General features: G+C 72.4%; 14 protein-coding genes. 6 read left to right on the top strand and 8 right to left on the bottom strand.

The features are described from left to right. Positions 1–98: 98 nt before the first annotated feature. Both UO65_RS01825 and UO65_RS01820 read right to left on the bottom strand, forming a co-directional pair. The gene (locus UO65_RS01825) at positions 99–833 is read right to left on the bottom strand and encodes a Calx-beta domain-containing protein (RefSeq protein WP_084175224.1); all 735 of its coding nucleotides are present in this window, start codon (positions 831–833) and stop codon (positions 99–101) included. A 146-nt stretch (positions 834–979) separates the two neighbouring features. Beyond that, positions 980–1,273: a YkvA family protein gene (locus UO65_RS01820; RefSeq protein ID WP_035278080.1), complete on the bottom strand. Its 294-nt coding sequence runs from the start codon at positions 1,271–1,273 to the stop codon at positions 980–982. Between the two features lie 458 nt (positions 1,274–1,731). Between UO65_RS01820 and UO65_RS01815 the strand changes: the two genes are divergently transcribed. Beyond that, on the top strand, positions 1,732–3,300 hold the full coding sequence (locus tag UO65_RS01815; RefSeq protein WP_052020458.1) for a hypothetical protein: 1,569 nt from the start codon (positions 1,732–1,734) through the stop codon (positions 3,298–3,300). Here the strand turns inward: UO65_RS01815 and UO65_RS01810 are convergent. Together UO65_RS01810 and UO65_RS01805 are read right to left on the bottom strand one after the other, a co-directional pair. Beyond that, a complete protein-coding gene (locus tag UO65_RS01810; RefSeq protein ID WP_052020457.1) occupies positions 3,288–5,744 on the bottom strand; it encodes a tetratricopeptide repeat protein in 2,457 nt (818 codons plus the stop codon). The two genes, UO65_RS01815 and UO65_RS01810, sit on opposite strands and share 13 nt — an antisense overlap. A gap of 238 nt (positions 5,745–5,982) precedes the next feature. Next, positions 5,983–8,274 carry a hypothetical protein gene (locus UO65_RS01805; protein WP_035278076.1) on the bottom strand — a complete coding sequence of 764 codons (2,292 nt, stop codon included), beginning with the start codon at positions 8,272–8,274 and terminating at the stop codon, positions 5,983–5,985. Between the two features lie 315 nt (positions 8,275–8,589). Between UO65_RS01805 and UO65_RS01800 the strand changes: the two genes are divergently transcribed. Next, positions 8,590–10,248 (top strand): pentapeptide repeat-containing protein, encoded by a 1,659-nt coding sequence (locus UO65_RS01800; protein ID WP_035278073.1) that lies wholly within the window; start codon positions 8,590–8,592, stop codon positions 10,246–10,248. A 3-nt stretch (positions 10,249–10,251) separates the two neighbouring features. Here the strand turns inward: UO65_RS01800 and UO65_RS01795 are convergent, their stop codons facing one another. The 4 genes from UO65_RS01795 to UO65_RS01780 form a co-directional block, all read right to left on the bottom strand. Next, entirely contained in the window at positions 10,252–11,382 is a 1,131-nt protein-coding gene (locus tag UO65_RS01795; protein WP_035278070.1) for a ligand-binding sensor domain-containing protein, read from the bottom strand. 1 nt (position 11,383) lies between these two features. Continuing rightward, positions 11,384–12,220 (bottom strand): hypothetical protein, encoded by an 837-nt coding sequence (locus UO65_RS01790; protein ID WP_063935860.1) that lies wholly within the window; start codon positions 12,218–12,220, stop codon positions 11,384–11,386. A 143-nt stretch (positions 12,221–12,363) separates the two neighbouring features. After that, entirely contained in the window at positions 12,364–13,560 is a 1,197-nt protein-coding gene (locus tag UO65_RS01785; protein WP_035278068.1) for a glycosyltransferase, read from the bottom strand. 20 nt (positions 13,561–13,580) lie between these two features. Then, on the bottom strand, positions 13,581–14,921 hold the full coding sequence (locus UO65_RS01780; RefSeq protein WP_035278065.1) for a UDP-glucose dehydrogenase family protein: 1,341 nt from the start codon (positions 14,919–14,921) through the stop codon (positions 13,581–13,583). A 467-nt stretch (positions 14,922–15,388) separates the two neighbouring features. Here UO65_RS01780 and UO65_RS01775 point away from each other — a divergent pair, with 467 nt between their 5' ends. From UO65_RS01775 to UO65_RS01760, 4 genes are all read left to right on the top strand, one after another. Then, the gene (locus UO65_RS01775) at positions 15,389–15,967 is read left to right on the top strand and encodes a thioesterase domain-containing protein (RefSeq protein ID WP_035278064.1); all 579 of its coding nucleotides are present in this window, start codon (positions 15,389–15,391) and stop codon (positions 15,965–15,967) included. Between the two features lie 108 nt (positions 15,968–16,075). Beyond that, positions 16,076–16,570, top strand: a complete 495-nt coding sequence (locus UO65_RS01770) for a hypothetical protein (protein WP_035278062.1) — start codon at positions 16,076–16,078, stop codon at positions 16,568–16,570. Positions 16,571–16,685: 115 nt separating this feature from the next. Then, a complete protein-coding gene (locus UO65_RS01765) occupies positions 16,686–17,873 on the top strand; it encodes a sensor histidine kinase (protein ID WP_052020455.1) in 1,188 nt (395 codons plus the stop codon). Further along, complete coding sequence (locus UO65_RS01760; protein ID WP_233427400.1) at positions 17,870–18,553, top strand: response regulator; 684 nt, start codon at positions 17,870–17,872, stop codon at positions 18,551–18,553. Before UO65_RS01765 ends, UO65_RS01760 begins: the two co-directional genes overlap by 4 nt. Positions 18,554–18,769: the final 216 nt, after the last annotated feature.

Raw genomic sequence — 18,769 nt, 5'->3', positions numbered from 1 at the left:
GGGCCCCGCCCAAGCACATCCACCCACCCGGGCACGCCCAACAAACGACCGGGCTTTAAACCCGCGCCAAGCGAACCCACTCGGGCACCAGGCACCACCTACGGCCGAACAGTCACCGAAACCCGTGCGGTACCGACAACCCCAGCCGAAGGATCGAACAGCTCGACGTAGAAGTAAGCACCAGGCTCCAGGTCAGCCCCGGCCAGCAGGGGCACGGAGATCACCGCCGAGGTGTTCCCCGGCTCCAACGTGAGAACCCCCCGAACCGAGCTGTAGTGCACCCCGTCGATCGCAGTCCCGTTCCGAGTCCGGAAGTGCACGGTGACCGGTGCCTGCGGAGCGGCGCTGATGTCGACCGGGATGTCGACGTGCTCCGGCCCCCAGTAGATCTTCCCGGCGTCGACACCGAGGACCACCCCCTCGTCGTTGAGGATGTTCCCCACCGCCAGCGCCCGGGTGATCACCACCCCGCTCGCCTCGTACAGCTCCACCCGCACCACCTCGTCGGGTTCGACCTTCTGGTCCGGCACCACCGGCACGTGCACCGCCAGCGGCCCACCGTTGACCGCGAGGACACCGCTGACCGCCGTGTAGTCCTCGGGGGTGTTCGCCACCCCCTCCCCGGCCGGGGACACCACCGTCCGGTACTTGACCGTCCCGGCGCAGCCCGCCGTCGCCGTCACGCCGAAGCCCATCTTGGCCCCGCCCAGGCTCCCCTCGTACATGGCGGTGTCGAGGATCGCCACCTCGCACCCGCCCGCCGCCGTCGCCACCCCGGGCGCCGCCCCCAGCCCCAGGATGACCGCCACAACTCCCAGCATCGCCTTCCGCATGGTCCCTCGTCCCCTCTGGTGTCTCCGACCTGCGGCTCCATTGGTAGTCGGCCCCCGTTGTGAGTCGGTTGTGAGGGGCCGGGGACCTGGCGGGGGTCAGGGGAGTGGCTGTCGTTCGGCGCCTGTGCCGGGGCTGCCGAACGTGGTCAGCCCGGTCGGCTCTCCTTCCCGCGCCGGACCTTGCGGGCGGTGGTGGTGATGTAGGTGAGGGCGCCGAGGAGCACGCCGATGTCGTCGAAGAGGATCGGGTCGGGCAGCAGGTCGATCGGGAGGACGGTGTAGGCGATCGACCCCCAGAACGCGACCTTCGCGGGGAGCGGGGTCTCGGCGCTGCGGATCATCCGGTACTTGCGCCACAGGGCGAAGAGCAGACCGAGGACGATGATCCCGCCGACCACGGCGACGGTGATCAGGAGAGGGCCCCAGGGGATGTCACTCATCACGGGCTCCGGAGGGGTGGCGGGGACGGCACCGCCCACGCTACCCGCTGTCCTGGTCCTGCCCCCTCGGCTGACCGCAGGCGCGGAGGCCATCCGGGGTGCCGCCGTGCGGCGGGGGCTGCGACTGCCGACGTGCGAGGTGCCCGGCGGGGTGGTCGGGCACCACGTGCACGCGGGTCCACGCTCCGCCGACGTCGTGGTGCCGGTGCTGGGGATTGGGTTGGTCGTCGGCGCCCTCATCCGCGATCCGGCGGGGCGGGCCCGGCACGTAGACTGGCGCGGTGCCAGGGCGATCCCCCCATCCGGAACGGCGCCCCGGGTCCAATTCCCAAGATCAAGACACCTCTGAGCTGGTAGAATTCGATGTCGAGCCGGGAGCCGGGAGCCGGGAGCCGGGAGCCGGGAGCCGGGAGCCGGGAGCCGGGAGCCGGTGGTCCACGGTCACGGCGATTCGCACGGTGCTCGTGGTCGTGCGCTCCCCCGCCGCCCTGCACCGGCTGATGGACGTCCTGCCGGTCTTCGAGGGTGATCCCCGGGTCGAACTGGTCTTCACCGTCGACGGTGGGTCGTGGTTCTCCGACCGGCTCGGGTCCCGGCTGCGGGAGCGCGGGGCCGTCCTGCTCCCCTGGGGTGAGGCGGTCGAGCACCCGTTCGACCTGGCGCTGGCGGCCAGCGACAACGGCGACCTGCACCGGTTGGCCGCCCCGCTGGTGCTGTTCCCGCACGGCGTGGGCTACCAGCGGTTCGCCGCCCACGAAGCGGGTGCGGTGTCGGGGTTGCGGCGCTCGACCCTGGTGCGGGACGGGCGGGCGGTGCCCAGCAGGATCGTGGTCGGCCACCCCGGTCAGCTCGACGTGATCCGCGCGGTCGAGCCGCTGCTGCTGCCGCGCGCCGTGGTCGCGGGCGACCCGTGCTTCGACCGGATTCGGCTGAGCGGGCGGTTGCGCGACCGCTACCGGGCGGCCCTGGGGGCGACCGGCAAGCGGCTGGTCGTGCTGTGCTCGACCTGGGGTCCGCACTCGTTGTACGGCAGGCAACCGGGGCTGCCCGCCCGGGTGGTCGGCGCCGTGGCGGCCGACCTGAACCGGGTCGCGCTGGTGCTGCACCCCAACGTGTGGGCGAAGCACGGGCCGTTGCAGGTCCGCGCCTGGCTGCGGCCCGCGATCGAGTCCGGGCTCGTGGTCGTGCCCCCGGAGGAGGGGTGGCGGGCGGCGCTGGTCGCCGCGGACGTCGTCGTGTCCGACCACGGGTCGTTGACCTCGTACGCGGCGGGGGCGGGGGTTGCGGTGGTGCTGGCGGAGGACGGGGGACCGGAGGTGGTGCCCGGGTCGCCGATCGACCGGCTGCGCGGGCGGCTGGCCAGGCTGCGCCCGGACCTGCCGGTCACCGGGCAGTTGGACTCCGCCGCGCCGTTGGAGGCGGGCATCGCCGACGCGCTGTTCGCCTTCCGGGGGCGGTCGATGGAGCGGGTGCGCGCCATGGTCTACGGCGAGTTGGGGGTGCGGCCGCCGCGCGGGCCCGCCCGGGTCCGCCCCGCGCCCGTGCCGGAGGTCGACGTGCCCACCCCCACCGCCTACTCGGTGCGGTCCTCGCTCGGGCCGGTCGAGGACGGGCGGGCGACGGTGGAGCTGACCCGGTTCCCCGCGCTGACCTACGACGAGGACCAGCCGCACGCCCGGCACCTCGCCGCGGACGACACCGAGGTCGACCCCGGCTGGGCCGAGCGCGCCGCCGTCGTGTGGAGCACCGCGCGGCACGCTTCGACCGCGCGGGCGGGCGAGTGGGCCGCGGCGGCGTTCGCCGGGCTGCCCGCCCTGCGGGTGGCGGTGGCCGCGCTCCGGCACGGCGGGCTGCTCGTCGCCGTTCGCGGTGGCGGGGCGGTGGTGGCGGCCGGACCGGCGGACGCCTCGCTGGTGGGTTCCGCCGTCCAGTGCTGCCTGGCGCGCGGTGTGGCGCTCGACCGGTTGCGCCGCCTCACCATCGTCGTCGGATCGGGCTCGACGACGGTGCGGTTTCACGCCCGCTGAACGATCCCGGCGATCAGGCGGGCCGCGCGGGGGCTGCCCATCTGCTCCAGCAGTCGCACGGCCTGCCCGCGGTGCGCGTCCGCGTCGGGGCCGCCCAGGTCCGCGAGGCTGATCAGGGCGTCGGTGGCGTCCGCGGTGTTGCCCTCCGCCACCGCCTGCCCGACGGCGTCCAGGAGCGCCCGCCGGGCCTCGTCGACGCGTCCCGCCGCGGCGAGCACGGCCCCGGTGCCCGCCAGGATCTTCGGCAGCAGCACCGCGGCCGGGCCACCGGTGACGAGGTCGCGCGCCTCGGCGAACAGCGCCAGCGCTTCCTCGACCCGGCCCAGCCTGCCGAGCGCGCGCGCCGCCAGCGCGCTCTGCAACGCGGTCCCCCGCACCAGGCCGAGCCTGCGGTTGATCTCCAGCGCCCGCCGGAACCAGGTCAGCGCGGTCTCCGGGTCGCCCTGCCGCAGGCACAGGTTGCCGGTGAAGTCGTACACCGAGGCGGCGAACCGTTCGGGGACGTCGTCCACCAGTTCCTGGGCGCGGCGGAGCTGGGCGTGGGCCTCGTCGAAGCGTTCGAGTTCCTGGAAGGCCTTGGCCAGCAGGCAGCGGCAGCGCGCCTCGGTCTCCGGGCTGCCCGTCAGCACAGCCGCGTCCACCGCGACCCGGCCCGCGCGGACCCAGGAGGACAGCGGCTTGCGCGTCTTGTAGAGGGCGAACAACGCTTCGAAGAGCCTGCACACCTCGGCGTTCCAGCCCTCCGCCGCCGCGGCGTCCAGGACCGCGAGGAGGTTCGCGTGCTCGTGGTCGAGCCAGGTCAGGGCCTCGGCGGCGGACACGCCCCCGGGCCGCTCACCCCGCACCGAGTCGGGGTCGGGGACGCGCAGGCGCCCGGGGTCGGCGGCCAGGTCGGCACCCACCGCCTCGGCCAGCCACCACCGCACCGCCCGCTCGCGCCAGTCGCGGCGCACGCCGTCGTCGTCCTCCTCGGCGGTGCGCTGCAGGGCGTGGCGGCGCACCAGCCGGTGCAGGCGGTAGGTCTCCTCCCGGTCCTCGGTGACGAGCCCGACGGCGAACAGGTCGTCCAGGTCCGCGGCCACGTCGTCCCGGGGCCGCCCGGTGACCTCGGCGAGCGCCTCGACGCCGATCCGGACCCCGATGACCACGCCGACGACGCGGTACAGCTCCCGCACCGGCCCGGGCAGGTCGCCGTACACCTGGTCGAACGACTCCAGCACCTTCGCCTCGACCGACCCGTTGGCGGGCACGGCCCGGCGCAACTCGGCCAGCAGCCGCGACACCGGCCACGACGCCCGCAACCGCAACCGGCCCGCCGCGGCCTTGATCGCCGACGGGTGCCCCTCGTACGCGGCGACCAGCTCACGCGCCTGCTCCACCTGCGCGTCGACCCGCTGCGCCCCGCACAGCCTGCGCAGCAACTCGACACCGTCGTCCACCGACAGCGACTCCAGCGGGACGTCGAGCGCCCCGTCCGCGAGCAGGTCCTCCAGCGCGCGGTTGCCCGCCACCACGACCATGCTCCCCGACGAGTTCGGCAGCAGCGCCGACACCTGCCCGGCGTCGGTCACGTCGTCCATCAGCACCAGCAGCCGCCGCCCGGCGGTCATCGACCGGTACATCGCCACCCGGTGCTCGAACTTCGCCGGTATCCGCTGCTCGGGAACACCGAGCCCCTGCAACAACCCCCACGCGGCCTCGCTCGGCGCCCCGGCCCCCGGCCCGAACCCCACCGCCAGCACACCATCGGTGAACAGGTCCGCCGCCGTGGCCGCGAATTGCAGCAGCAGCGCCGTCTTCCCCACCCCCTGCATCCCCCGCACGGCGGCCACCCCCGGCCCCACCCGGTCCACGGCCTCCGCCCGCGACCTCAGCTCCGCCAACGGGGTCTCCCGGTTGACGAACGGCGAGGGCGGCGCCCCCGCCTGCGCCGGAACCGCCGGTTCCGCCTCCGGAGCGCCCAGGTACACGTTGTCGATGTTGGTCGCCTGCACAACGCCACGCGCCGACCCAGACATCTCATTGCGCGACGACGAGTTGTCCACCGCTGGTGACCCCCACAGTCCGAGGTGTGCGGCCTGCAACCCTAGTACGGACCGCGTACGGCCGCGCACGAACACGACGATCGGCGGTGGGGTGGGATCGAGCTCCTGCCCCGACTCGGCGGGCAGGTCGCGCACCGGGTGCTTCACACGGACCGCGGCCACCGCGGACAGCGCAACGGCGAGGTCACCCAGGACAGCGGTGCGGATCAGCAGGACGTCCTCGCGCAACTCGTGCGGAGTGGTCCGCCAGGCGAAACCGAGACCGAGGCACACCCCCACGGCAACGACCTCCAGGACGAGGTGCGGAGCCGACCACGCGGACGGGATCACCCGGGCAACCAGCAGCGCGGTGGCGACCTCCACCCCCGCGAACACGAACACCGCGCGCCGCGGCCCCACCGAATGCGGTGTGGGCGCACCCCACGGGCCTGGACTCGACGCGTGGCCACCGGAACAACGCCCCGAGGACGACCAGGACCACAGCGCGCCTTCGCGGCAGGAAGACCGGGCCGCCGCTGACCTCGTCCATCAACATCCCGCCACCCCACATCAAGCCTCGACAACAACGACTTCGCCGAATGCGGAACAACGCAGCCGGGTCGCAGTGGCTCGCTCTCCTGTGCGGACCGACAGGGACCTATTCGAGTTCCGCGCCGAACTCCTCGGCGACCTCGGTGATCGCCTCGGCGACCGCCTTGAGGAACCTGTTCTGGTCCCGGGAGGCCACGGCCGTCGGGATCGGCGCACCGTGGTCGTAGACGTCGTGCGAGATGATGCGCGCCCGGTCGTAGGTCGAACCGGCGCCACGCTGCGCGTATGCCCGCTGCCAGGCCAGTTGCACCTCGTCCTTGAGCCTGCGCCGCGAGACCTCGATCAGCTTCTGGGCGACGGCGTTGGTCAGCGTGTCGAGGGCCGCCTCGCGCTCGGCCTCGCTCGGCGGCTCACCGCCGGTCCACCGCACCGGGCGCTGCAGCATCAGGTAGATCTGGAATTGCAGTTGGAAGCTGAGGTCGGCAACCGGCATCAGGTTGTCGTAGCCCTCCTTCTGCCACCCCTCGGCCAGTCGTCGGCTCATCGCCTTGACGCGCGTCCAGTGCTCCTTGGGGGCATCCGGGTTGGATCGCAGACCCAACAGGCCCAGCCAGCGGTGGTGGAACGCCTTGGCCGCCTCGGTGACGGCGAGCGAGAGGTTCATGCGGTCGAACACCGGGCGGTTGGGGCCTGCGTCGGCCGCGCGTTCGGGACGCGCCAGCAGATCCAGCAATTCCTCGAGTTGGCGGATCGTGCGCGCCCCGATTTTTCGCTGCGGGTCGAGCTTCTCGTGAATGCCGCCGACGAAGAACCGCGCCTTCTCGACGCGTCGACGCAGTACTCGCTCGGCCGACGGCGTGAGCTCCTCCCCGATGGCTTTCAGGACGTTGTCCACCGACCCCAGGATGTGTTCCTCCCGAAGCGGGAAGGTGGGGAGGTTGTCGCCCTTCACCTGGTCGAAATGCGTGAACACGATGTGCAGTTTGGTGGCGGTCCCGGAGACGACCATCGCCTTGAGGGCGGCCACCGGTGCGGCCTGCATCGGCTGCGTCGCGTTGTCGACCAGCAGCACCGCGTCGGCCTGCCGCAACTGCTCTTGGACGTGGGTGGAAAGCGAACTCACCGACTTGGCGGTGTGACCGAGCCCTTCCCCGTCCACCAGGATGAGTCGGAGCGGCGCGTCCGACCACTTGGGCTGGAAGGGGCCGCTGACCCGCAGCCCGTTGACCAGCGGGGTCAGGAGACGCCCGAAGAGCGGCGCGTAGTTGCTGGAGAACCGGGTCACGACCCTCATGAAAGCTGCGCGGTCGTCAGCCTCCCACGACCACGAGACGGGCCAGCCCTGCCGGTTGCGCCGGAACTCCCCCACGTCCAGGGTCGCGAAGCGCTTCTCGATTTCATCGATGAGCGCGTCAACGACCCGGTGGAACTCCTCCGACTGCCGCAGGTCGGTGTCGAGGGCTTCCTCGATCAGCTCGTCGAGCACCCGCTCGTCGTCTTCGTCCGCCACGACATCTGCTCCGACCTCGTCGACGTAGCGCGTCACCATCTGCTTGACGGACGCGACGCACTCCGCCAGCACGCGCTCTGTCGCCTCGATGTCGACATCGCCGTACTCCCCGGGGTCCAATTCGACCCCGTCGACCCGGTCGTCGTCATCGATGTCGTCATCCGGCAGGTCGTCGTCGACGACATCCTCGTCGACCCCGGTCGCCACTCCCGCACCGCGACCGAGGACGTAGCTGAAGCGGAAGCGCTGGTCTTGGTGGTCGAGCAGGTCAAGCGCGATCTTGGCATCGCTCCTGCCCTGGCGCGCGGACAACGCCGCACGTGAGACGTTCTCGGCCAGGTAGTCGATGACCTCATCGCGGGGCGCGAAGGTCACAACCGCGCGGTAAACCCGGTCCTCGGTCAGGATGAGCTCGGTGTCAGCCACCGTCGTCTTGGCGGTCGACGTCGAGGGGAATCGCTCGGTCTTCGGATCGGTACCCAGGATCTGCCGCACGAGCGTGGTCTTGCCCGCACCGGTCGTACCCAGCAGCAGCACCGTCCGGTAGCTGTCGGCGCTCGCCGGGAACGGAATCCGCTCCGCGCGCACACCGGCGAAGTCAAGTTGGACGGCCTCCAGGCCGTCGTAGAATATCTCGATCACACGAGCGTCGAAGCGGCCTGCGAGCGAAGTGCGAGCAGTCGCTTCCCAGAGCGCCGGTGTCCGCAGGATCTCGTTGAGCTGTTCCACCAAGCGCTCCGCTTCGCGCTCGTCGGTCGTGCTGAGCCCACGCCGGACGCGACGACCGGTCTTGCCGGTACCGACGTCCAGACGCGCGGGGTGCCGGAAGATGACCGACCACGCCTCGCGTCCCTGGTTTCGCCCTTTGGTGGCGGTGTAGAACTTCACGTTTGCACCCATGCGTCACTTCCGTTGTTCCCACGGTGTACCGAACACAAGGGTAAGCGCGCGAAACCAGGCCCGTCAAGCCTTCCGGTACACCCTGGGAACAACGTCGAGCCCTGCTCCGTCCAGGCCGCGCACCCGGCGCCGGGTCGCAGCCGCCGTTGGCCGCCTCAGCGGTTCGCGTACCCGCATCAGTGACAGCCCCACGGGGCGAGCGCAAGCTGGTATCACGGTGTCATGGGGAATGAGGACTGGCCTCGGTGTGGGCGGGTCGACTCGGATGGTCGGCGGTGCAGGGGGATTCGCGGGGAGTACGCGGTGCGCCCGATCGAGGTGGCGGCTGGGGCCCCGCTGTGCCTGGCGCACACCGACGTCGGGCGGGTGGAGGCGATCCTGGCCCGGTTGCGGCCCGGGGGCGAGGTCGACCTGCGGGGCACCCGGCTGAGCGCGGACCTGCTGCGCCGCGTCTTGGGCGGGGTGCGGTCGGAGGGGACTCCGGTGCTCGGCGATGCGAACTTCACCGAGGCGGTCTTCGCCGACGACGCGGACTTCGGCAGGACCGTGTTCAAGGGCGCGACCCGGTTCCACGGCGCGCGGTTCGAGCGGACGGCGCACTTCGACGAGGCGGTCTTCGAGGGGGATGTCACCGACTTCCGCGTGGCGCGGCTGCGGCAGGCGGCGTTCCGGTGGGCGCGGTTCGACGCCGACGTCGACTTCTCCGACGCTGTGTTCCACGGGGCGACTGTCTTCGCCGACGCGGAATTCCAGGGGGCGGCGCGTTTCGCCGGGGCGCGGTTCCGGCCGAATCCCGGGCAGCCGACCACGGTGTCGTTCACCGGGGCCGCGTTCGCCGGGGTGGCGGACTTCGGCCGGGTCTGGGCGTCGGACCGGGTCGGCGTCGACTTCACCGGGGCCTCGTTCGCCTCGGCCGACCAGGTCGGTCCGCTGGGGGCCGAGCGCGTCGTCGTGGACCGGGTGGTCTTCGGTGCGGCGGTGACGGTCGAGCTGCTGGCGACCGCGGTGTCCTGCGTCCGCACCGTCTTCGAGCAGGGCGTCACGCTGCGGCTGCGCTACGCGCGGGCGAACCTGGAACGCGCCTCGTTCGCCGGGCCGTCCTCGGTGATCGGTGACGAGTCGGGGGCCGACACCGCGTTCGACCCGCTGCCCACGGCGCGGGAGTTGGACTTCGACAGCGGTGCGCTCGCGGACCTGGTCCGGCGCGATCGGAGCGACCGGCCCGAGCGCCTGTGGGCACCGTCGGTCACCAGCCTGCGCGGGGTGGACCTGACCAAGCTGACCGTCTCCGACGCCGACCTCTCCCGGGCGGCGTTCGCCGGGGCGAGCAACATCGACAAGCTGCGCATCGAGGGACGCAGCCGGTTCGCGCGGTCGCCCGGGCACCGGGTGCTGTCGTTGCGCTCGCGCAGGCAACTGCTGGCCGAGGAGGTCGCCTGGCGGGTCACCCGGCGGCGCGGGGCGGCTTGGCGCAAGCGCGCGGAGGAGATCGGGGACGAGCTCCGCCCCCCTTCGCCGGAGGCGCTGGCAACGCTCTACCGGTCGCTGCGGAAAGCCCAGGAGGACAGCAAGAACGAGCCGGGCGCGGCTGACTTCTACTACGGCGAGATGGAGATGCGCAGGCACGCGCCGTCGACGCTGTTCGGCGAGCGGGTGATCCTGACGCTGTACTGGCTGGTGTCCGGCTACGGATTGAGGGCGACGCGCGCGCTCTTGAGCCTGGCCGTGACGGTGGCGCTGGCCGCGGTCGCGCTGCACAGATTCGGGTTCGCCGCCCCGGGCCTGGGCTTCGGCGCGTCCGCCGTCTACACGACCGGGGCGGCGGTCTCCCTCGAACCCAAGCTGTTCGGGACGGTCGTGCTCACCTGGCCGGGTGAGCTGGTGCGAATCCTGGTCCGCCTGTGCGGCCCGCTGTTCCTCGGACTGGCGCTGATCTCGGTGCGCAACCGGGTCAAGAGGTAGTGCTCAGTCGTCGTCGGTCCCGCGCCCCAGGAGCCGGTCCCGGTGCCCGCGGGGCAGGTACTTGTTCACCTGCGTCTCGATGCTGTCGCGGGCGACCGGTCGCCGTGCGCGGCTGATCCCGCCGCGCAGGGGCAGGTACGGGTACGTCCCGAACCACAGGGAGCCGTCCCCGCCCTGGCCGATCGCCCGGACCAGGTTCTCCACGAGGCCGTCCTTGCGGGTGAACGACCGCCACTTCTCACCGTCGTAGCGGCTCACACCGCCCGCGGTGCCGAACCACATCTTCTTGTCCGTGTCGATGAACATGGCGAAGACCTGGTTGTCGACCAGCCCATCCTTCTTGGTCAGCGTGCGCCACACCGAGCCGTCGTACACGGCGACACCCTTGGTGGTGCCGAACCACATCCGCCCCTCCGGGTCTTCGAACATCGAGTAGACGCAATTCCCGACGAGCCCGTCGCCCTCGGTGAACCGCCGCCAGCGCCGACCGTCCCAGCACCCGACGCCCGCGCCCCTGCCACCGTCGTAGGTGCCCACCCAGACGCGGCCGCGGGAGTCCTCGAACACCTTCAGGATCTCCAGCCCGGGTGCTCCGCCGGGGCCGCTGAGGCCGACCCACCGCGGACCGGTGCGCCCGATGCCCGCCCGGTCACCGACACCGTCGGCCCGGTACAGCCCGCCGCCGGAACGGGCGGCGCGCCAGCAGCCCGCCCAGAGGTTCTGGTGCCGGTCGATGGTGATGTTCAGGACGCTCTTGCCGGTCAGGCCCGCGTCGACGAACCGGCCGTCGTCGAAGCGGTTCATGCCGCCGTCGGTGGCCACCCACACCCGACCGAGCCGGTCTTCGCGGATGCAGGTCACGTTGTCGCTGGCCAGCCCGTCGCGGCGCCGGTAGGTCCGCCACCGCCCGTCGAAGACCCCGAGCCCGCCGCCCCAGGTGCCGACCCACACCCGTCCGGTCGAGTCGTGGAACAGGTCGTAGATCCAGTTGTGCGGCAGGCCGTCCCTGGTGGTCAGCGCGTCCCACTCGAAGTCGTCCTGGTCGTCGCTCTCCTCCAGGAAACGCCGCATCAGCTCGCGGACCTCGTTGCGCGCGGGCGGGCGCGACCACGGCCAGCGGATCAGCTCTCCCAACTCAGCTCTCCCCCCTGCTCCTGTTCCGCGCTGTGGCGGCGAGGTCGCGCAACAGGTCCTGGAGGTCGCGGACCTTGTCGGCTTCCTCGGCGATGGCGTGGAGGAACCGCTCCCGCTGTTCTTCCATGCGCTTCCTGGCCTGGTCGGGCGCACTGACCTCAGCCGAGGTGACGTCCTGCTCCAGCGAGCGCAGGCGCTCGTCGAGCCGCTTCTGCGCGGCCCGGTAGTCGGCCAGGCGGGTCTGCAACTGCCGCAGGGTCAGGGGCTGACCGTCCTCCTCAAGACCGATTTCGCCCCGGTACTGGATGACCAACGCCTCCATCAGCGTGTAGTCGCGGCTCCGGTAAGCCGAGTAGGCGACTTCGAACTCCGAGAACTCCGCCTCCGAGGTGTCGGAGTGCACGTTCGGCAGGACCGTGCGCTTGAACTCGCGGACGATGCGCGCCTTCGTGGCCGCGTCGATCCGCTCGCCCTCGTACCCGCCCGGCTCGGGTGCCGCCTCGGACCCCGCAGGCGCGGCGACACCGTCGAACGACCGCAGCGCCTCGTCGACCTCCGCCTTGATCTCGTCGGCGGTGTCGTAATCGCCCTGGGCGACCTTCTGCTGAATCCGCCGGTATTCCCGTTCCAGGCGCTTGCGCTGTTCCCTGACCATGAACAGCTCCGCCGCGGTGCTCACGACCTGCGAGCTGAAGAGGTCCTCGAACTCGCGCATCTTCACCGTCAGTTCGATGTAGCGCAGGAGCGCGGACACGACCGCGGTCTGCACGTCCTTCGTCTGGCGGACCAGTGTCGCGGACCCGCCGTGCTGGGATGACCTCCGCGATTCGGGGCTCATCCACCGACCATACGCCGCACGGTGGACGCACATCCAGCGTTGGCAGGATGAGGTCAGGCGCCGCTCCGCCGCGGACCTCCCACCGCTCGGGTGGCGGCCATCCGTTGGTGCGGTGTGTGTTTCGGCGGGTTCCCGCCTGCCTGTCAGGCGCGGGCCAGCGACTCCAGGTGGGCCACGACGGCGTCCACACCCGGGAGGGCCGTGGTTCGGCGCTGGGCGGTGGTGGTGGTCGCGCGGGTCTTCTCGTCTTCCAGGAGGTGGGTGACGGCGGCGGCGACCCCGTCGGGGGTGACGTCGGTGATGTGGTGGCCGAGGCCGAGGTCCTGGACGCGGGTGGCGTTGTGGTGCTGGTCGCCGAACTGGGGCAGGACGGCCATGGGGACGCCCGCGCGGATGGACTCGCGGATGCTGTTGTAGCCGCCGTGGGTGAGGAAGGCGGCGGTGGATTCCAGCAGGAGGGGCTGGGGGATGTGGTCGACGACGAGGACGTGGTCGCCGAAGTCGCTGTCCTCCGGGGGGAAGCCGCCGGAGGCGACCACGGCGTAACAGTCCACTTTGGACAGGCCGTGGACGATGGCGCGGACGGTGTCGGCGGGGGACAGCATGTCCTCGGGGAGGTCGATGCCGAACTGCTCCATGTTGAGCACCACGGGCAGCGCCGTGCCGACCGAGGCCAGGACCAGGGGCTTGTCGCCGGGGATGGCGGCGAGGTCGGCGGGGAGGCTGCGGCCCCGGTCGAGGTCGGTGGGCTGGCGGTAGGCGAACGCCTCGGGCATGGGGAAGGCGCCGAACGAGTACTCGGCGGGCAGGCAGTCGAGGCGGCCGTGGCGGTAGATGGCGAACGGGTCGTCCTGGGCGGGCAGGCCGACCTCGTCGCGGCGTTCGTTGAGGGCTTCGACGATGCCCGCCGCGTCGGTGATGTTGCCCGCGCCGGAGGGGGCGGACACGTGCGGGACGCCCAGGGCCTCGGCGACCAGGACGGCTGAGAGTTCCGCGCCGTCGCGCACCACCAGTTCCGCGCCCCACTCCTCGGCCAGGGCGTGGGTGGTGTTGAACGTGGCGGTGACGTGCGGGCCGCTGGCCAGGGCGATCAGCGCCAGCCGGGGGTCGATGCCCTCGTCGGTGAGCACGGAGGTGCCCGCGGCGCGCAGTTGCAGGATGATCTGGGCCATGTCGGGCATGACCGGTTCGACGCGCAGCGGCTCGTCCTCGAACACCTCGGCGAGGTGGCGGGGCGTGGCCACCAGCACCTCGTGCCCGGCGTCGGCCAGGGCCCGCACCACCGGGAGCACGGCGCGGGCGTGCCCGTGGGAACCGGTGACGCTGGAGAAAACCTTCATGGTCGTCCCTTCCTGGGGGGTTACGCGGGTGCGGTGAGCGGCTGCTGGGCGTGGCGGTGGCCGAGGCCGCGCCAGGCGATGCCCGCCTTGGCCAGCGCGTCGGGGTCGAGGTGGTTGCGCCCGTCGACGACGACCCGCCCGGCGAGGGCGTCGGCGACGCGGTGCCAGTCCAGGCCGCGGAACTCGGGCCACTCGGTGAGCACCACGAGCGCGGCGGCGTCCTTGGCCACGTCGAGCACGTCGTCGACCAGGGTGAGGATGCCCGCCGCGGCCAGCAGGTCGTGGGCCTCCGGCTGGTCGAGGGCCAGCAGGCCGGGGTCGTAGCCGACCAGGTCGGCGCCGCGGGCGTGCAGCACCCCGGCCACCGCCAGGGCGGGCGAGTCGCGCAGGTCGTTGGTGCCCGCCTTGAACGTCAGGCCGAGCAGGCCGATGCGCACCCCGGACACCGAACCGCCGACCGCCTCGGCGACCTTGTCGGCCACGCGGGCGGCCTGCCGGTCGTTGGCGGCGATGACCGAGCGCAGGATGCCGAAGTCGAACCCCGCCGCCTCGGCCACCCGCATCAGGGCGTTGGTGTCCTTGGGCAGGCACGACCCGCCCCAGCCGGGGCCGGGGTCGAGGAACGACGGGCCGATCCGGTTGTCGCGGCCCATGCCCTCGGTGACGTCACCGATGTCGGCGCCCAGGCGCTCGCACAGCTCGGCGAGGGAGTTGACGTAGGACAGCTTCATGGCCAGGAAGCAGTTCGCCGCGTACTTGACCATCTCGGCGCTGGCCGCGTCGGTGAGGACGGTGGGGGCGCCCAGGCCCGCGTACAGGGCCGACACCCGCTCGGCGGCGGCGCGCGAGCGCGAGCCCACCACGATGCGGTCGGGGTTGAGGAAGTCCCGCACGCCGCTGCCCTCGCGCAGGAACTCCGGGTTGGACACCACGGCGACGTCGTCGCGGCCGAGCAGGGCCGCGGTGCGCCCGGCGGTGCCGACGGGGACGGTGGACTTGTTGACCAGCACGCACCCGGCGGGCAGGTGGTCGCGGACCTCGGTGAGCACGGCCTCGACCGCGGTCAGGTCGGCGGTGCCGCCCTCGCCCATGGGGGTGGGGACGCAGAGGAAGACCACCTCCGCGTCGGCGGTGGCGGCCGCGGCGCCGACGACGAAGTCCAGCCGGCCCGCGGCCAAGCCCTCGGCCACCAGCTCGGGCAGGCCGGGTTCGAGGATGCGCACGTCGGCGCGGCGCAGCCGCTCGACCTTCGCGGCGTCGACCTCCCCGCAGGTGACCCGGTGGCCCAGGGAGGCCAGGCAGGCCGCGGTGGTCAGACCGACGTAACCGGCGCCGATGACGGCGACGCGATAGGAGTGCACGGTGAGCACCTTTCGCCTGCGCGGGAAGGAAATGGACAAACGCGGGGAAAGTCGCAACCGCGCCATTTCCAGACGCGGTCACGTTAACGAGCCGCGAAAAGGGCGGACAACCCCTAACGGACGCGGTCACAACCCCTCACAGACCCCCCGGAACCGCTGTGGCCGTTCTCCGGGAGCAATTCCCGGAGCGGCCTCCACCAGCACAGGCGTAGCGCGGGTGGACATCGATTTCGACACCGGTCGCACCGCTGGGCGGCGCCGGGAACTGTGTTGATCACTTTCCGTCGTGGGCACTCACCTTCGGTGTAGCCCGGTCGGCGTAAACTCGGGACTAATCCCTCATGCGGAACAACTCAACCACCGAGCCGATGCGCGCCGCACAGCGAACCAGTAGCGTCTGTGTGCAGCAACTGCGAAATGCACAGGGACATGAGTGCTGCTCGCACGACGACGAGGGGTTGGCCGCTGTGATGCTCGACGCCTTCTTCAACGACGCGGGCGCCCCGTTCATCGCCTGCGCCGCGGTGGCGCGGGACCGGCTCGTCGCCACCCCCGCCGAAGGGGGTGTGCCCACGCCCGCGAGCACCGACGTCATCGTCCTGCAACTGCTGACCGGGGCGTGGCAGCCGGAAACCGTCGTCGAACGGCTCGTCGGGCAGCTCGCCGACCTGCCCGGCGAACCGCTGGCCCTGGTGGGCCACGCCGAGGGCGCCCCGCTGGCGCTGGCCGTGGCCGCCCGCCTGGAGCGGACCGACCGGACCGCGGCGCTGTCGGTCTTCGCCGCGTGCTCCCCCGCCCCCGGGACCGGGTCGGCCCCGCGGGTGGCCGCCCCCATTTCCGCCATCATCTCCGACAGCGGCCCGGTGCGGCCCACCGAGGCATTCGAGTGGCGCCGGAACACCACCGGGGAATTCCGCGTCGAGGTGTTCCCCGGCAACCACTGCCCGCTGGCCGGGAACCAGTGGGAAATCGCCGACCTCATCGCCGAGGGGCTGTACGCGCCCACGGGTGCCGGTGACGGCCGCACGGGCGCGAAGGGCCGCTGAGGCCCACCCGGATCTCCACCCTCGTCTCCACCCCGGGGCCGTTACCCCGCTTCCCCGCCACTGTCTACTGTCTGTGACGCCCGCGCCGAGGACATCCGGGAGACAGCCATGACGGCCAGCAACCTCGTCAACGCACTGATCGCCATCGCCGTCGTCGTGTACGTCGTGGTCAAACGTGCCATGTGGAGCGAGTTCGACCACCGCGACAAGGAGACGTGGGCGGGGCCCGCGACCATCGCCGCGGTCGGCCTGCTGCAGATGCGCCGCCTCGGCGACCAGCCGGTGACCGGGGTGGACATCACCTTCCTGGTCACCGGTGTCGTGCTCGCCCTGGTCACCGGCGCGCTGACCGGCTGGGCCATCCAGATCAAGTGGGAGCACGGCCGGGCCTTCCAGCGGATGGCCGCCAAGGCGATGGCGCTGTGGATCGGCTTCGCGGTGGTCCGGGTCGTCATCGGTGGCATCGGCCACTTCTCCGGTGCCACCCTCACCGCGGGTGGCGGGTCCATCCTGCTCACCGTCGGCCTGAACCTGCTGGCCCAGTCCGGTGTGGTGGCCCTGCGCACCTCCAAGCAACCGGTTCCGGGGCGCCGCTTCCACTGACCCGACCGGCCCGACCTCCCCGCCGCCCCGACCCGGTGCGAAGCTGTCCGCGTCGGGGCACCGGACGGGTGGGGGGCGGCTGGAAGTGGCGCAGGGGACAGCGGCGCAGGGGAACGTGGCGCAGGGGATCGCGACCGAGCAGGACGGGCCGCCGGGCGGCGAGCGCACCGGGGGGCGGTTCGAGCCGGGGTGGTGGCTGGTCCGCGTCCTGGGCAGCGTTTTCATCGCCGCCACGCTGGTGTCGGTGCGCCCGGGGGAGTTCGACGGCACCGAGTGGGCGGTGGTGGCGGCCAGCGCGCTGTGCTGGGTCGCCTTCGCCCTGCTCGACACCAGGTACCCCCGGTCGGCGGTGGTGGTGCTGGCGGTCAGTTCCGCGCTGCCGTCGGCGCTGACCGGGCCGGAGACCAACGGCAGCGCGGCGATCCTGGCGGGCATCACCCTGCTCGTGCTCGCCTCGCACATGACCCCGTCCGTGCCCGCCATCCTGGCCGCGTGCGGGCTGGACGTGGCGATCAGCGCCACGAGCTGCGCGCTGGCGGGCAGGCCGCTCGGGTCGACCGCGGCCACCGCGGCGGTGCTGCTGCTGGTCACCCTGATGGGCCTCAACCGCAGGCAGTACCGGGTGCAGGCCGAGCAGAACCGGCTGCTGGTCGAACAGGTGCGGCGCACCCAGCACGAGCGGGCCCGCGCCGCCGCCCTCGACGAGCGCGCCCGGCTGGCCCGCGAGCTGCACGACCTGCTGGCCCACTCCCTCGGCGCGCTGAGCGTCCAATTGGAACTGGCGGAGGCGCACCTGGAGGAGCGCGGCGACCTGGAGCACGGGCTGACCCACGTGCGCCGGTCCCGCGCCCTGGCCGCCGCGGGCCTGGACGAGGCCCGCGAGGCCGTCGCCGCGCTGCGCGCCGACGTCCCACCCCTGCCCGTGGCCATCGCCGCCCTGGTCGAGGGCTACCGGCTGGACCGCGGGATGCACGTCGACCTGGTCACCGAGGGGGCCGAGCGGGCGCTGCCGAGCGCGGTGTCCGTGGCGGTGCTGCGGGTGGCCAGGGAGGCGCTGACCAACGCCGCCAAGCACGCCGGGGGCACCCCGGTGGCGGTGCGGCTGAAGTATGGTGTCGGCGACGTCCGGCTGACCGTGCGCAACCCGCTGCGACCGGGGGACCCGGCGGCGACCCGGGGCGGCGGGTACGGCCTGGAGGGGATGCGCGAGCGGGTCGCGCTGGTGGGCGGAACGCTGAGCGCGGGAGCGGAGTCGGACGGCGACGGGCCGAGCTGGGCCCTGACGGTGGAGGTGCCTGCGTGAGCGAGGGAACCGGCGGCGCGGCCATCCGGGTGCTCGTGGTCGACGACCAGCACGTGGTCCGGGAGGGGCTGACCGCCCTGCTCGGCCTGGTCGACGGGGTCGAGGTGGTCGGCTCGGCCAAGGACGGGGCAGCGGCACTGGCCGCGGTGGCCCGCGACCGCCCCGACGTGGTGCTGATGGACCTGCGGATGCCCGGCGTGGACGGGGTGGAGGCCACCAGGCAGATCACCGCGCGCCACCCCGGCGTGGCCGTGCTCGTGCTGACCACCTACGCCGACGACGAGTCGATCGTCTCCGCACTGGACGCGGGGGCGCGCGGCTACCTCACCAAGGACGCGGGCCGCCGGGAGATCGCCGCCGCACTGCGCTCGGCCGCTGTCGGGCAGTCGACGTTCGACCCGGCGGTGTCGCAACGGCTCATGGCGGCCCTGCGCCGACCTGGGCCCACACCGCAGCAGGCTGGGGCGCGGGGGGCGAAGCCAGACGGGTTGACCGAGCGGGAGTTGCAGGTGGTGGGGTTGATCGGGGCCGGGCTGAACAACACCGAGATCGCCGCGAAGCTGTTCATCGCGGAGACGACGGTGAAGACGCACATCAACAACGCGTTCGCCAAGATCGGGGCCCGGGACCGGGCCGATGCGGTGCGCTACGCGTACGAGCACGGCATCACCGGCGGCTGATCCGGTTGCGGCGGCGGCAAAGCGAAAGCCCACCGCCAACCACCTGCCCGGCGGCCAGCCACCCGAAACCCCACCGGGCGCAGCCGCCGCCCACCCCCGAACCGCAGGCCAGGCGCCCCGCCACGCCGAACCCATCGGGCGCAGCGAAAGCCGACCACCCCACCAACCGCCGGCCCGGCGCCAGAATGCCCGGGTGGGTGGATGTGCTTGGGTGGG

Source organism: Actinokineospora spheciospongiae, from assembly GCF_000564855.1.
Lineage (GTDB): Bacteria > Actinomycetota > Actinomycetes > Mycobacteriales > Pseudonocardiaceae > Actinokineospora > Actinokineospora spheciospongiae.
Note: the sequence above shows the minus strand (reverse complement) of the source record. Positions and strands in the feature narration are given on the sequence as shown.

What these genes read in the sequence shown, in the direction of transcription:
- UO65_RS01825 (WP_084175224.1), bottom strand. Translation starts at nt 833, where the DNA reads ATGCGGAAGGCGATGCTGGGAGTTGTGGCGGTCATCCTGGGGCTGGGG.
- UO65_RS01820 (WP_035278080.1), bottom strand. Translation starts at nt 1,273, where the DNA reads ATGAGTGACATCCCCTGGGGCCCTCTCCTGATCACCGTCGCCGTGGTC.
- UO65_RS01790 (WP_063935860.1), bottom strand. Translation starts at nt 12,220, where the DNA reads ATGAGCCCCGAATCGCGGAGGTCATCCCAGCACGGCGGGTCCGCGACA.
- UO65_RS01785 (WP_035278068.1), bottom strand. Translation starts at nt 13,560, where the DNA reads ATGAAGGTTTTCTCCAGCGTCACCGGTTCCCACGGGCACGCCCGCGCC.
- UO65_RS01770 (WP_035278062.1), top strand. Translation starts at nt 16,076, where the DNA reads ATGACGGCCAGCAACCTCGTCAACGCACTGATCGCCATCGCCGTCGTC.